At 53.8% G+C, this 14,437-nt stretch carries 14 protein-coding genes; 2 read left to right on the forward strand and 12 right to left on the reverse strand.

What is annotated here, in order from left to right; translation table 11 throughout:
- Positions 1-73 precede the first annotated feature (73 nt).
- The 9 genes from AC2TDJ_RS19040 to AC2TDJ_RS19080 all read right to left on the reverse strand — a co-directional run bounded on the left by AC2TDJ_RS19040 (position 74) and on the right by AC2TDJ_RS19080 (position 8,643).
- A complete protein-coding gene (locus AC2TDJ_RS19040) occupies positions 74-1,162 on the reverse strand; it encodes a type II secretion system F family protein (protein WP_480844264.1) in 1,089 nt (362 codons plus the stop codon).
- A complete protein-coding gene (locus AC2TDJ_RS19045; RefSeq protein ID WP_480844265.1) occupies positions 1,075-2,043 on the reverse strand; it encodes a type II secretion system F family protein in 969 nt (322 codons plus the stop codon). Before AC2TDJ_RS19045 ends, AC2TDJ_RS19040 begins: the two co-directional genes overlap by 88 nt.
- Positions 2,040-3,431 (reverse strand): TadA family conjugal transfer-associated ATPase, encoded by a 1,392-nt coding sequence (locus AC2TDJ_RS19050; RefSeq protein WP_480844266.1) that lies wholly within the window; start codon positions 3,429-3,431, stop codon positions 2,040-2,042. The genes AC2TDJ_RS19045 and AC2TDJ_RS19050 overlap by 4 nt, the downstream gene beginning before the upstream one ends.
- A gap of 12 nt (positions 3,432-3,443) precedes the next feature.
- Positions 3,444-4,670, reverse strand: a complete 1,227-nt coding sequence (locus AC2TDJ_RS19055; protein ID WP_480844267.1) for a CpaE/TadZ family protein — start codon at positions 4,668-4,670, stop codon at positions 3,444-3,446.
- Positions 4,670-5,317 carry a TadE/TadG family type IV pilus assembly protein gene (locus tag AC2TDJ_RS19060; protein ID WP_480844268.1) on the reverse strand — a complete coding sequence of 216 codons (648 nt, stop codon included), beginning with the start codon at positions 5,315-5,317 and terminating at the stop codon, positions 4,670-4,672. Before AC2TDJ_RS19060 ends, AC2TDJ_RS19055 begins: the two co-directional genes overlap by 1 nt.
- Positions 5,314-5,811 carry a TadE/TadG family type IV pilus assembly protein gene (locus tag AC2TDJ_RS19065; protein WP_480844269.1) on the reverse strand — a complete coding sequence of 166 codons (498 nt, stop codon included), beginning with the start codon at positions 5,809-5,811 and terminating at the stop codon, positions 5,314-5,316. The genes AC2TDJ_RS19060 and AC2TDJ_RS19065 overlap by 4 nt, the downstream gene beginning before the upstream one ends.
- Positions 5,812-5,826: 15 nt before the next feature.
- Positions 5,827-7,365 carry a pilus assembly protein TadG-related protein gene (locus tag AC2TDJ_RS19070; protein WP_480844270.1) on the reverse strand — a complete coding sequence of 513 codons (1,539 nt, stop codon included), beginning with the start codon at positions 7,363-7,365 and terminating at the stop codon, positions 5,827-5,829.
- Positions 7,366-7,374: 9 nt separating this feature from the next.
- A complete protein-coding gene (gene cpaB / locus AC2TDJ_RS19075; protein WP_480844271.1) occupies positions 7,375-8,334 on the reverse strand; it encodes a Flp pilus assembly protein CpaB in 960 nt (319 codons plus the stop codon).
- A gap of 144 nt (positions 8,335-8,478) precedes the next feature.
- Positions 8,479-8,643, reverse strand: coding sequence for a Flp family type IVb pilin (locus tag AC2TDJ_RS19080; RefSeq protein ID WP_480844272.1), 165 nt, complete (start codon positions 8,641-8,643; stop codon positions 8,479-8,481).
- A 542-nt stretch (positions 8,644-9,185) separates the two neighbouring features.
- On the opposite strand from AC2TDJ_RS19080, the gene AC2TDJ_RS19085 reads away from it, so the two are divergent.
- Positions 9,186-10,025, forward strand: coding sequence for a helix-turn-helix transcriptional regulator (locus tag AC2TDJ_RS19085; protein WP_480844273.1), 840 nt, complete (start codon positions 9,186-9,188; stop codon positions 10,023-10,025).
- A 32-nt stretch (positions 10,026-10,057) separates the two neighbouring features.
- Here AC2TDJ_RS19085 and AC2TDJ_RS19090 read toward each other — a convergent pair whose 3' ends face one another.
- From AC2TDJ_RS19090 to AC2TDJ_RS19100, 3 genes are all read right to left on the reverse strand, one after another.
- Positions 10,058-10,891, reverse strand: a complete 834-nt coding sequence (locus AC2TDJ_RS19090; protein WP_480844274.1) for an ATP-binding protein — start codon at positions 10,889-10,891, stop codon at positions 10,058-10,060.
- A 539-nt stretch (positions 10,892-11,430) separates the two neighbouring features.
- Positions 11,431-12,090, reverse strand: a complete 660-nt coding sequence (locus tag AC2TDJ_RS19095; protein ID WP_480844275.1) for a response regulator transcription factor — start codon at positions 12,088-12,090, stop codon at positions 11,431-11,433.
- A gap of 38 nt (positions 12,091-12,128) precedes the next feature.
- Positions 12,129-12,701, reverse strand: coding sequence for a PepSY domain-containing protein (locus AC2TDJ_RS19100; RefSeq protein WP_480844276.1), 573 nt, complete (start codon positions 12,699-12,701; stop codon positions 12,129-12,131).
- 211 nt (positions 12,702-12,912) lie between these two features.
- Between AC2TDJ_RS19100 and AC2TDJ_RS19105 the strand changes: the two genes are divergently transcribed.
- Positions 12,913-13,920, forward strand: coding sequence for a hypothetical protein (locus tag AC2TDJ_RS19105; protein ID WP_480844277.1), 1,008 nt, complete (start codon positions 12,913-12,915; stop codon positions 13,918-13,920).
- Positions 13,921-14,437: the final 517 nt, after the last annotated feature.

The raw sequence follows: 14,437 nt of genomic DNA on the forward strand, positions 1-14,437 counted from the left end.
CAAAAACTAAATTGTGTTTCGAGTGCCGTAGCTGCGCGTTAACTTAGCAATTTCGATTTCGTCCTGCCGTGCTTTACCCGAACATGTTGATCCAACGGATCAGCATTGGTGCAAGGCAAATCAGCAATAGAACTGGCATCATGCACATTGCCATCACAGCGGACATCTGCACCGGTAGGCGGTTAGCCTTTTCCTGGGCACGTAGTTCGCGATCCAGTCTCATGTCGGTCGCAAACCTGCGCAATGAAGCGGAAATGCTGGTCCCGTACTGATTGGACTGCAAAAACGCATTCGCGAACGAGTTCATCTCGTCGATGCCGACCCGCTCAGCCATGTCCAGAAAGGCGGCCTGACGCTCCTTACCAGCTTGCAACTCCAGCTGAAGGATCGAGAATTCCTGTGAAATCTCGGGCGCTGCAAGGGCCATTTCATGCGAGACGCGGATCATCGCCGCATCAAAACCCAGCCCGGCCTCAATCGCCACTTGCAGCAGATCCAGCGCGTTCGGCAGGCTGTGCTCGATCGCCTGGCGGCGTTTTTTTATCCGGTAACGCAACCACAAAGCAGGGCCGTAAAATCCAGTGACCATCAAGGCCGTCACAATCTGTAATGCGTTCACCCATGAGATGCTTTGAATTAGATTGGCGATCCCAAGTTGAACCTGCGTTTCAATCGGCAAGGCCATGGCAATGACGAATACCGACGGCAGGACAAACCCCATGACCGCACGAAAGACATAAAACGAACGAATGGCGTGTTTTCGTTGAATACCCGCCTGTTTCAGAAGTTTGCCGATTTTTGAACGTTCGCGTTTTGATGACGGTACAAAAGCTTTCAACAAACCATGCGGGTCGCTGTTGTCACCTTGAATGAGGTCAAAATCCTCTCCGAGCGCCCGTGAAAGGGATCCTACATGCATGCGACGTGCAGCAGTGTTGTCGCTTGCCGTCATTCCTGAAAGCCCCAATACGACAAAAAAGATGCTCACTGCTAATCCTGCAAGCAGAAGATACTGCGGAGGAAGGCTCTGGTCGCTCAGAATTTCTTGAATCATGTCCATTTCTCCGCTCCCCGTTAAAACTTGAACTTTACGAGCCGTCTCAAGATCAGCCCTTGGGCAATCGTCAGGCCGATGATGACGTAGACAAAAAACGGAAACCACGGGTCACTTCGGACATCGCCATAGAAGGTTGGTGTGGAAATTTCGATCGACAGGTAGATGACGATCGGCAGGATGGTAAGGATAAGACCACTCAGGCGTCCTTCGGCAGAGATGGCTTTGATTTTCTTCTGCATTGTGTGTCGGTCCCGGATCACCTGAGACAGAATTCCCAGAATACGCGCCAGATTGCCGCCGGTCCCGTGCTGGATGCCGATGCTGACGGCAAGATAGTTCGCATCCTCGGTTCCGACGCGTTTTGCAAAATCATGAAACGCGGTCGCGACGTCATCGCCATAGTTGATCTGATCCTGAATAATGCCGAATTCCGAGCCAATCGGGTCCGGCAGATCAGTGGCCACATTTCCAACCGTCACTGCCACGGGATGACCAACTTTCAGGCCACGTGCCATCAGATCCAATGCATCCGGCAACTGTTTCGTCAGCTTCTTGGAGCGGGCTTCCTTCATGGCAACCAGCACGACCAACGGTAAGGCTGTACCCAAAACGGTACCCAAGGCCAAAGCGAGTTCCGAAGCGATGAACCGTGATGCGCCCAAGAAAACCATCGCGGCAAGGAATGCTGCGGCAAAAACGAACCAGATTGGGCTAATTGCCAATCCAGCTTGAACAATAAGGCGGCGAAACCGGGCTATCAACCCAGGCTTCTCGCCGGGTGCCAGCATGGCAGGATCCCTGAGTAACTGTAAAACCTCATCGGCCGTAGCTCCGCTTTGAATCATTTTCATACGGCGGTTTCTGGCTTCGCTGAGGGTCTCCTTGCGCAGGAGAAGCTGGTGAAGCCCCTCGTATGCCAGCAAAATGCCCAGAAAAATCGAAATATAAATAAGGATGCTCAGTGTGTTTGGCTGTAAGTCGATCATGATGACATGGCCCCGCGAACAAACATGTTGGTATCAACGTCAATTCCGGCAGCAACCAGTTGGTCGAAGCATTTCGGTCGTATGCCAGTGGGCAGAAACTCTCCCAACACGACGCCGTCTTCTGATTTGCCGCGGCGCTTGAAGACAAAGATGTCCTGCATGGTGATAGTGTCGTCTTCCATGCCCGTGATTTCGGAAATACTGACCACCCGCCGTGTACCATCGCTGAGTCGACTGAGCTGGAGCACAACATGAATGGCCGAAGCGATCTGGGATCGGATTGTTCTGATTGGCAAGTCCGCGCCAAGCATTGTCACCATCTGTTCAACCCGGCTTAATGCATCGCGGGCCGAGTTGGCGTGAACGGTCGTCATTGATCCGTCATGCCCTGTATTCATGGCCTGAAGCATGTCGAAGCATTCGGCGCCGCGCACCTCACCAACGATAATACGGTCGGGTCGCATCCTCAGCGCGTTTCGGACCAGATCGCGCTGGGTGATAACGCCCTGACCTTCCGAGTTGGGAGGGCGGGTTTCCAATCGAACCACATGGCTCTGCTGGAGTTGAAGTTCGGCGGCGTCCTCGATTGTCACGATACGCTGCCTGCCATCGATAAAGGACGAAACGGCATTCAACATGGTTGTTTTACCGGTACCGGTGCCGCCTGAGATCAAAATGTTCAGCCGAGCTTCGACCAGCGCCTCCAGGAGCATCGCCGCCTGTTCGTTCATGCTTTCCTGTTGAACGAGCTTTTCGATCGTCAAAGGATTGCGCGAGAACTTCCGGATCGACAGTGCTGGCCCATCGACAGAGCACGGCCGGATGATCGCGTTTACACGGCTGCCATCCTCCAGGCGCGCATCGACCCAAGGTTGGGATTCATCGATACGTCGGCCAACCTTGCTGACGATCTTGTCAATGATCCGTAGAAGATGCCGCTCGTCACGAAAACGAACCGTTGAGAGCTCCAGAAGCCCGAAACGTTCGACATAGACTTTGTCATACGAGTTGACGAGGATGTCGTTGATGGTCGGATCTTCCAGTAGTGGCTCCAATGGCCCCAGCCCCATCACTTCGTGGATGAGCTCTTCGACAAGCGCCGTGAAAGACTCGGACCGCATATGCAAGCGTTCGGCCTCGATCAGGCCAGTGACCAGGGACGCGATCTGCCGCTTCAGTTCTGATCGCTCGACCTTGTCGATGACAGACAGATTAAGCCGGTCAAGAAGCTCGCTGTGCAGGCGGCTCTTGAGCTCCAAATGAGCCTGAAGATCAGCGTCAACAGGTTCCGGTGCCACTTTTGCTTTGAGCGGCGTCTCAATCGGGCGCTCCAGCGTAAGTACGTTTGATTTGGACGCTGCTTTGCGTGATCTATATTCGTTGAACACGGTGATCTCCCTTTAATTGTTCTTTGTTGCCACGGCCTGCACGTCAGCCGACACGGCGGCAGCCAATTTTGCCAAAGCTTTCCCAAGGTCCGATTGCGGCTTCATGTCTACGACCGGGCGTCCAAGATCCACCGAATTGCGGGCCACCTTCGGATTGTCCGGCAGCCAGTGTTTCAGCTTTGTTTCCAGTACCTTCTCAGATTCGCGAACGTGCGCTGGTTTGATCAGAGTGTTCCGCTCGCGGTTGACGATGATCTCGACCGGTAGACCGACATTTGCCTCGCGGTAAAAGTCGATCAGGCGCCGTGCCTGGCGAACGCATGGCACGGTGGTGTCGGTGACCAGGACAAGCTGGGAGGCGCGCTTGAATATGGGTTCGACCCATTCGACAACGGCGCAGGGAAGATCAATCACGACATAGTCGTAGCGACGCTGCAGCAGATCGAGCATACCTTCGATCAGACCGGGGCGCATTGATTGAAGTGGAACCATCGGAGCTGGCGCGCACAACACATCAACACCCAAAACGTGACTTTGAAGGATCGAAGACAGAAAATGATCGTCAGGTTCTTCAGCGTTTTCTATAAGTTGAAGACATCCGCCATTGTCTTCCAAATCCAAAAACACATTTGCGTTTCCGAACTGCAAGTCGAAATCCAATAATGCGACCCTTCTTTTTTCGGTCTTGCGAAAGAAAGATCCTTTCCCGCCAACCAGCGAACACGCCAGGTTTACCGCAACGGTCGAGGCCCCGATCCCACCACGAGATTTCGCGACCGGTACCACTTTGCCAAGCGCGGAAGGACCGTCCAAAATCAAAGCTTGTGCAACGTTGCGCGCATTGAATTTCTCGCTGACCACCGCCTTCAGCTCTTCTCCATCGATCGACAAGGGAAGAACTTCATCAATGCCGATTTTTCGAAGTTCGCGCGCTTTGGTGATCGAAAGGTCATTCTGTGTCAGCGCAACGAACAAGGTGTCATCATCGCGATGCGCCAGCAGCTCTTCTGTGGCTTGTACCTCAGCAGAGTCATCCGGATCGATTTCAAAGATCACCACATCATGCTTGAACGCCAACTGAAGTGCAGTCCCGTTCAGCGCTTTGAATGAGCTCGCATTTTCGGTGACTTTGTTTCCCTCTTCAGCAGGAAAGACGTCGGCAACCACCTGCGCAATGGCCTCTTGTTCGGAAACAAGCATGACCGAATGTGACTTCAGATTGGAAACTGTTCTATCCATTATCCTGACTCTCCTAGTGCTAGGTCTTCAGCGGGCAGCGAGACGCTGAAGTTGGAGTAACCGGCTGTTGAAGAAATTGCGCTGCTTGTCGCGCCCGCGGCATTTGCCAACGCGGCCAGCGGTGAGACGAACTGAAAATCGTTCAGGTTCAATTCGACTGTGACCATGGGTGTGTATGGACCACCCAGAAATCCCAGATTTGAGTCGAAAGTATATGAAAACTGCATCACATCGATTGAGGTGCCCGGCGGCAAAAGCGGACTGATGCGACCCCAGATTTCCGACGCGGTGGTATTTGCGACCGCACCTGCGCAGGAAATGGTTCCGACGTTGGCGCAAACTCCGGCCGAAGCGCTGCAGGACGTGCCGAACCGCGGTGCCAGGATCGAAGTGCCCCTCTGATGAGTTTGAGGAACACCAGCGCATGCCGCAGGTCGAACGACGGCAATGCGGGCGGCCAGCTGCGCGGCTTTTTGTGCGTTCACACCGCTGTAGGAAAGTCGGCCAAAGTCCAGAAGCGCCAGGAAAAGGAAGGAAAACAGCGAAACGACCAGGGCGAATTCGACAAGAACCCCACCGTCCTGGTTGCCCAGAAAGCTGTTACGTGCGCGGCGCAATTGGGCGCGGATATGCAACAAGCGCATCATTGCCCAAAAATCCGCGATGTGTCAGCAACATCCGTCGTCACTGATGATGCACCGCTGCCAAAGAGTGACAAGAGGCCGCCCATCGGAAACTGAATAGTGATATTGGCACTGACCTGGCCAACAGGAGCCGGGTTTATTCGATAAGTCCCAGTTACGCAGGACAGGCTTGGCGTCACGGAATTGACCGTAATGCTGGTAGGGAACAGGTTGCTGCCGTTGATGTCCTGTTCCACTATGGACTTTAACGTTGTGGAAAGGCCTGCGACCGAGCCACCAGAAGTACAGACATCCGCCGGAGTTACTCTGGACAGGTATCGGCTGGCATCCCGGACGCCGGCAATGACCGACTGGTATGACCACATCAGTCGCGCGGATTCCAAGGTTACGGCCAGCAGTAAAAGCATGACCGGCATGACAAGGCCGAATTCCACTAGAATTGCGCCGTCGTTATTTTTGGCAAAGCGTTTGAGTGGGGGTATCAGGCGAAATTTCATGGCATTGTGCTCCCCCTACCGATACAACTGTACGACGTCGCGGAAGATGCCGCCGAAACCATTACCGCCGCTACCAACGCCGGTGACATCCGGGAAACCCACGACCTCGCCGTGAATGTCAAAGCTCGGCGGTGATCCACCGTCGTCGCCCACCGGTTCCGTCAGGAACACGGCGACGAATTTCGTAACCGGAACACCGGTCGTCGAGCCTGAAACCGGGTTTTGCGCACAGTCGATCCCCGCAGCTGTGACAACGCGTCGTGCCGGATTGTTCGACATATGGCTCGAACACATCGGGCGGCCGGTTTCGGAAAGCAAAGGATCGAGAATGGCATTCGCGTTTGGTGCTGGATGCGGGTTTGTGTTTCCGTACGCAATTTCACGCAGGTACATCCCATATCGCGTACCGGCAAATACAGTGTTCGACCCGGAAAGCGGCGGAAGATGCGCATCACTGCCAAACCCGTCTGCCAAACCATCCGCCAAATCATGGTTGCGATCGAGGTAGCCGGCGCGATCCCAGATACCATCGCCAAACCGATTGTTGCCGCCGCAGGTTCCTGCGGTCAAACAGAGGTCGCGGCCAAGAGCTGTCGTGTCAGGCGTGGTCTCTTCGTTGCCCTGTATGCAGAAGCCACCCCCTTTTTTTTGGATCCCTTTGATAACGTTCGGAGCCGGCGCAAAGTCGGGGTTGTTTTTTTCGCCATTGAGAACGGCTCGGTAAATGTCAAAGCGCACATTGAACGCGGCATTTGTAATGCCGACTTTCTGGCCGGGTTCCGTGTCCAGGCCATTTGTCAGGACGCATTGGGTAATCTGATCCTGTGCTGCGATGAGGCAGGCCAGCTTGTTGCCGCCTTCATCTGCGCACACGCCCGAGGTATCCTGAAAGTTCGCCAGATCGATAAAGCCGAAATTGCCCGGCCCCCAGGCAGCGCCATTGCCGCCACTGCGTAACAGGATCTGGTCACCTACTGTCAACGTCGTCTCCCAATTGGGTGGCAGGCAGAACATCAGGGGCGAGATATCGCAGGCCGCTTTTGAGTAACCGGCGACCGCCTCAGCCGAAACGCTGGCTGCCGAAAAGCCGGCCCCGCCAAGCATTTTGTCCAAGGCTGACGCAAGACTCATGCTGAGCGATTTGGGCGTCAGCACGACTTGCGCGAACTTAGCTTGCCTCGGGTCTGTCGTAAGGTCTGCGCCAAGCGGAGTCAGATCCGATGCCGGCAGCGCAGAATGAAAGGAAAGCGTGTAATCCGACGATCCCGAAAGCGCAGTGGGTCCGGTGGCAAACGTCTGACTGTCACTGATCAGATTGGCCGCAGCATTTGTTGCGCGGGTGATCGCATCGGGTTGCCCGTCCAACTCTCCCGCTGCAGCCAAAGCCACGTTGTCAGCAAAGGACTGAAGCTCTGCATGTGTCGCGTTCAACCGGCCGACATCCAGCGTGATCGCAAAGAAGCCCAAAAACGCAACCAGTGCCGTGCCCCAAAGGATGGCAACCGTGCCATGCTCATCCCTGGTGAAGGCGGATATGATCGCTTTTGCGCGCATGGCAGGGGCTTACTGTCCGGGTTTCTGGCTGATTTCGATTGGACGAATGCGGGGCTTGGCTTCTGGTGTCACGACCGCCGGAGCAAGTTGCGCATCTGTCTGATTGTCAGGCTCCAGCTCAGTTGCAGGATCAGAGTCTGCCGCCTTCTCCGTCTCTTGACGCTTTCTCTGGATGGTTACAACCTCGGTCTCGGTGCCTCGGCGCAACCTTACGGTTGGCTGGGCTTCGACCTTTTCCACCGGACCTTCCTCTTGCAGAAGATCGCGCAGGCGAACCATTTCCATTGGTTCGTCTTCTACGTTGTCCAGCGTTCTCAACGTCAGGCTCAGCGTGCCTGCCTTTTGTGCCAACGCGAGGCGCTGACCCTGCTGCGGGGTCACTTCGACCGTGATCGTCCGGGCAACTTCTGGCTGATCGCTCAGCTCTTCCGACTGCTGATCCACACCGATCACGCGGATGTTTTGCAGGATTGTTACTGCACGCAACTCCTGTTTTGCACCCTGTGTCAAAACAATATCCACGTGGTCACCGGGGGTAACAAACCCACCCACCGCGGTGACAGCGTCGACATCGATTGCCATGGCGCGCGTATTTTCGCCTAGCTTTTGGACCAGAGTGACCTTTTCGCCAAAGTTCGAAACTTTGGAAAGAAGCATCACTTCGCCAGGGTAGAAGCGGCCTTTTGCACGGCGCAGCTGTCGCCGATTGTCCGGAACCAGAACGTCAATTTCTGTGAAGACTCCGGCCGGAAGTGCCTCGCGCGGCCATGGATGAATTGTGACGTGGTGCTTTTCGATGGTCTGGCCGAAAGCAATTTCAGATTTGGCAACGTATATTTCCACCAATTCGGCATTGGGTGCCACACCGGCGGTGCTGGTCTTAAGCTGAATATGATCTTTCGCCAGGTAAACGGAACCGGAAGCAATCGCAATTCCGAAGAGTGTAGTAATGATCGGTCTGATACGCATCTCTGTCTCCAAAAGTTACGCTCTCAAAATTCGGAACTTCGGTGATCCTGTTTTCGCGAAAATCCCGGCGGGAATTTCTGCGCCGCGAAGCTGTCATGCGGCGCAGAATCTTTTGGGTTCTGCACAATGCTGAACAAGTTCGGGTCAGCAGGTTGCGCTACCCAAAGCGGCACAGGCGCCGGTCACGTTGGTGTTCGTTTGTGTACCCAGATACGTGAACGCACCAACAGCAATCGACGCGACGACCAAAAGAGCGAGGCCATATTCAACAATTGCCGCGCCGCTTTCATTCTTAGCAAACTTCTTCATGAATTTAGTCATATTACCCCCGAAAGGTTAGATTGATATCGGCGCTGCGCGATATTGCAGCGCAAGCCAGGCAAATTTGCAGTAGCTCATCAATTAGAATAAATGCGCCAATGATATCTGCCTTCCGCCAAAAATAAAAAAAATACAACCTGAGGGTGCTTTCTTATGAAAAACGTCGTCTAAATGGAGATTTTTGTGAACCGCAGATTAACGGCCTATTAATACTAAATCGAATCACAAAATCAGGAAACAATATCGGGAATTTAGGCCAAATTGTGGCGAATTTGAGAGCATATATATTGGCCGTGAAGATCGTTGGGCAGGACAAGCGAAATGACGGTCAGCAAGAAACAAAAGAGGAGAAATATGCATAAAAAACAATTCTATAACAAACTGTGAAATTATGAGCTCAGTTGCTTTCATCAACGATTAAAGCCATGAAACCGTTTGCTGACCTGACATAATCTGAACAACAGTTGTGAATGTAACGGGGAAGCGTGGGGCCCGACTGCAGTTTTTTAGTTGGGTTGTTTAGTAGAGTAATGAGTGTAAGTTTTTCAAAAGGCGCCCGTGCGCAAGACAGTTTGAATTTCGCAATGGAATGGGCTCGGGCATTAAATGGTAATAATGCCATTCCAAATGTTCTCGGGCAGCTAATGCAATTAGCGAACGCAGACGCGGCACTAATTGCCCGCACTTTCTTGGTGAATCGGAAAGTTAGGCATATTGCACGTCGTTACGTTCAGGAAGGAAAAATCTGGCCGTCGCAACCGCAAACTCAGGCTGAATTGGTATTCGGCAATTGCATTTCAACCGCAAAACCTGGATCAGTTTGGAAGCTGGCGGACATGATGGCTTCTGATGCCGCGGCGACGACCTGTTTTCAGGATCGGAAGCCCAACGGTCTGGAAGAGGTAATTGTCGTTCCTCTTGAATCTAACGGAGGACATGTCGATCATATTGAACTTCACTTCAGCGTCAGACCGAAAAACCACGATCTGGATATGCTGATAGTATTGGCTCCGTCCCTTGCGTCCGCGTGGAGTAAACGCGTGCCGGGCTCGGTTTCCGCACACTCCGAGCAGGTTCGAAACCATTTCCCGATAAATGGAAGCAGTGGCGGTGATGTCCCGATCCTTGACCCTAAGAACCCTGCCGCACTCAGCAGATGCGAGTTTCGCGTTTGCGCGATGATGAAAGAGGGAATGACCGTAAAGCTGATTTCGGAAATTCTGTCGGTTGGGCCGGCTACCGTTCGTTCGCACCTAAGTTCGATATTCTCCAAGACGGGTACATCAAATCAAGTCGAACTTCTGCATCTTTTGAACCGGAAGACGGAAACTGGAACCAAGTTCATGCGCACCGCTGGTGGAACAACGTAAGGGAAAATAGGCTTGGGTCTGGCGGCTTGGTCTTAGGCGTCTTGAGAAGGAATGGTTTGCGCGGACAATCCCATGGGTCTTGCCGGTATCACCACACAAACTTCCAGTCCGCCCAACGTCTGAGATGTACCTAATTCCAGTTTAGCGTCATAGGCATTCAGCAAATCAACCGAGATCGGCAGCCCCAATCCGCTGCCCGCGACGGATGTATCCAGACGACCACCCGACCGTAGCGCTTCACGACGTGCTTCCTGAGGAATCCCTGGCCCGTCATCTTCAATTCGAATTTCTATGCAACGTTCTTTTCGCCTGGCAGAAATTTGAGCAGATTCCCGGCACCACTTGACTGCATTATCCAGCAAGTTTCCCAGGACTTCTTCAATATCTTGCGCGTCCATGCGAACCCATAAATCGGGGTCACACGAAACCCTTAGGGACTTTTGTTCCCGCTCGGCCGTGACGGAAAACAATCGCGCTAGCCTCTCAATGGAATTGGTTAGATCTGTCCGCGAATGCGTCAGGTCCGCAGCGTTGATCGCTCGCATCCTTGCCAATGAACGACCCAGTTGCGCGTCAATCCGATCAAGAGCTTCTTGCGCAATGTCCGTCCTGGCGCCGCTCTCGGCCAAACTGTCCAGCTCATTCCTCAGGATGGATGACGGCGTTGTCAGGGCGTGCGCCAAGTCAGCCGCCTGCCTGCGAGACCCAGACACAATGTCCCGATTTCGGCGCAAAAGCTGGTTCAGGTCTTCGACCAAGGGCGCAACTTCTCCGGGGTAATCCGACGGTTTGAGATCCTCGTCCGTCTCCCAGCGGTGGGAGACATCCGACTGCAATCTCCGAAGCGGCCCCTGAATGACCGACATCAGAAGAAGAGAACCGGCAACGCCAATCAGCCCGACCAGCCCAAACACCGGCAGCAGATTCAATTGAGTTGCCTGCCGTTCAGCGATGAGCTGCCCTCGACTTTCAGCGACACTTACCCCCCAGACAGTACCATCTTCATAAGTGATTTGCTGATACGCGCTTCGCACCGCTTCATTGTCAGGCCCGACCGTGTCCCAAAGTGTCGGAACATCCGGAGATCCCTCGGGCTCTTGGATAGTGTCGTCAAACAATGATGAAGACGTAAATATTTCTCCGTCGCTGTTAGTGACCTGCCAGTAGCGCCCGGAATAAGGGGTGCTGTATGTCGGATCGAACATCAGATCGCGCAATGCTTCGGGGTTTTCAGTTGTGACGCTTAACCCAACAACCAATTGGGTATGCCGATCCAGCAAGGTGGTATCGAAACGATCCGACACTCTGGAATTGATGTATGAAAATACTGCAAGTGTACCCACACCGACCGATAAGGCACCTGTCGCCATCCCCGCCAGCAGAGCCCTTTGGCGCAACGATAACATCAGGCGGAATCAATCATGTATCCGCGGCCGCGCACGGTAGTGATAAGATCTGAACCCAGTTTCTTGCGCAGCCGGGTTATGAAAACGGCAATTGTGTTTGAATCCCGATCACCGTCGTATTCATAGATGTGCTCTGACAATTCGGTTCTGGAAATCATTCGCCCTGCATTATGAGCCAGATACGTAAGGACGGCGATTTCCTGTGCCGTCAGATCAACCGGTATACCGTCAGCAGTAACACGCCCATTTCGGGTGTCCAAAACGACATTCCCCATCTCAATCACCGGATTCAGTTGACCGCTTTGACGGCGCAAAATTGCGCGTACCCGGGCTGCCAATTCGGGCATGTGAAACGGTTTGGCCATGTAGTCATCTGCTCCGGCGTCAAGCCCGTCAACTCGCTCGCTCCAGCCATCGCGGGCGGTCAGGATCAGAACCGGGGTTTTGACACCTGCACTGCGCCATTCCCGCAACACAGATATTCCGTCGCGTTCCGGTAGACCAATGTCGAGAATGATCATATCGTACGGTTCGGTCGAGCCCATGTGCAGGGCATCATTGCCACTGTGAACGACGTCCACGACGCGTCCTTCGGCGTTCAGCAGTTTTTTGATCTGCTCACAAAGATGCGGCTCATCTTCTGCCAGTAAAACTCTCATATTCAGAAGTTATAGGCGCACCGATGCCAATTCAGCTATTATTTTTTGCCGCCTCCGTTCCCACCGCCGTTTCCGCCTCCATTCCCACTACCGTTTCCGCCGCCGTTGCCGCCAGAATTTCCGCCACCGTTGCCGTTGCCATTGCCGCCAGAATTACCACCGCCGTTGCCGTTACCGTTGCCGCCGGAATTGCCATTGCCATTACCGCCCCTATTGCTGTTATTGCTTTTATTTGCGGAGTTACCATTCGATTTGGCATTGGCCGATTTGCCGGCACTTGATCGCGCGGCTTCCGATATCTCGCGACCAACACTGGAGTTGTTGGAAACAACGACCCCAGTTTGCGCGTTGACAATGACACTGACGATCCTGCCATTAGGTTTTTTGACAAGGATGCGGTAATACACTTTGTCCGCCTGGAACGCCCGGGCATCGACAGGGGTTCCTCCAAAAACCCTCTCAACACCCTTGATAACCGATTTCAGTCGAATGGCATTTCCCGACGTGGTTGCCTTGCGCACCTCGGATTGCTTCATCTCGCGCGCTGCTGTGTACCCCACCTCCGGTTGGAGCAGGGCAAACAGAAACAGGATTACGAAGATCTTTTTCATCCTCGGTACTCTAAATGGCGCAAATGCAAGAAGACTCTACAAATTTCAATGTGAACTGACAATGAACAGCCAGTTACGAGAGTGTTCAACCAAGATCGGGTCAACTAGGGGAAATGATTATTGATTCCAATGTGCCCATCTTGATTTTCATGGATCAGAAGGCACACGCCAGAGGATTGCCGAAATTGGCGCGCGATTGACGAGGATTGAGATGAAAACAAGTAAACCAGGCTTGTTGAAAGCCACCGCCATTGCAATTGCCCTGTTGGGTTCGACCGCTGTTTTGGGGGCTGTCGCGTTTCCGGATGTTGCATTTGCGAAGGAAGGCAAAGGAAACGGAGGCGGCAAGGGTGGTGGAAACAATGGCGGGGGTAACGGTAAAGGTGGTGGAAACGGCGCATCCAAGGCTGACGGCGAAAAAGCCGCCGGGAAACCCGGACGAAAAAGTTCAAATGCCAAAGGCAATGCCGGCAAACGCGTATCGCGCAACGGTAAGGGGAGCAAAAGCGTCGACGGGAATGGGTTTTCGCTGAAGGATTTGTTTGGTGGCAGGAAAACCCGCGCGTATTCGACTAAGACAAAAAAGGAATCCATCCGCGTAACGCGAAACTTGGAAGAAACGGTACGTCCTCAGGTTCGGCCGAAAGGCAACAAAATGGCAGCGCTTTTGGGGGCGCATCCGTCGGAACTGGGGGCTCTCAATGCTGCAAATGCAAGCGAGAACGCCTTGAAAAATGCGTCACCCAATTCTCGGGTCGGTCGTATCTCCGCCTATCGGGATGAGGTTCTGGCCGGAAATGAATTACGCGAGGCGCTGGACGAGAAGGAAGCGCTTCTTGATGGCATGATGCCACCCGACAGGTCGGTTTCGGAAATCGAAACCGATCTTGAGGCCGCGCTGACAGATGTTCAGGAAAAACAAGATCGTGTGACTGATCTTGAAGATGCTTTGGCCGATGCCGGAGGAGACGATCCGGATCTTCAAGAACAGCTCGATCAGGCCAATTCGGACCTGCAGGAATCCATCGATTCAGCCGAAGAGCTTGAAGCGGAACGGCAGACTGCCGTCGAATACGACGAAACTGTTTCCGAAGTCGAGGAATTGGCAGAACTCGTCGACGACCAGGCGGCAACCGAGCGCAAGGCGCTGGAAAATGCAGCCAATAAGCCCGTGACGGATGAGGTCGAGGCTGCCGTCAAAGCGCTTCTTGGTCTCTGAAATTCGCTACCTTTGCCCTGCTGCTCACGGAGGCAAAGTAGACCGGGCAGGCCGGCGCAGCGACCAGTGAAGCGCCTGGCTGGCCCGGTCGCAGTTTCAAGTGTCCGTATGGCGCAGTTTCGGGCGGTCGGGGATCATCTTCACGACAGTCTGGATGAAGTTGACGAGCAGGCCTCGCCGTTGTCTTCCCGGGCGACCGTCCGAGTATGTCGTATAGGTCAATGGGCAACCGGCATCTTTTCAGACATAGCAACAGGTCTCGATTATATACTGACGGCGTTTGTCGCGCGAGAGACGCTGGTCTCACGGCGTCATCTATGACGTCCTGATTAAGCGTGGGTACTTTCAGGGTGCTGTTCTTTGCTCCCCAGCGTAGCACCGTTGTAACACTGGGCGCGTTAACCCTAAACGCATAAAGCCCTGCGGGTTGCGAGGCTAAGTGATTGTTTTCCGACCGTTCAGTTTGGTTGCGGGGAGAGGATTTGAACCTCTGACCTTCAGGTTATGAGCCTGACGA

This window comes from Ruegeria sp. HKCCD6647-2, assembly GCF_057221075.1.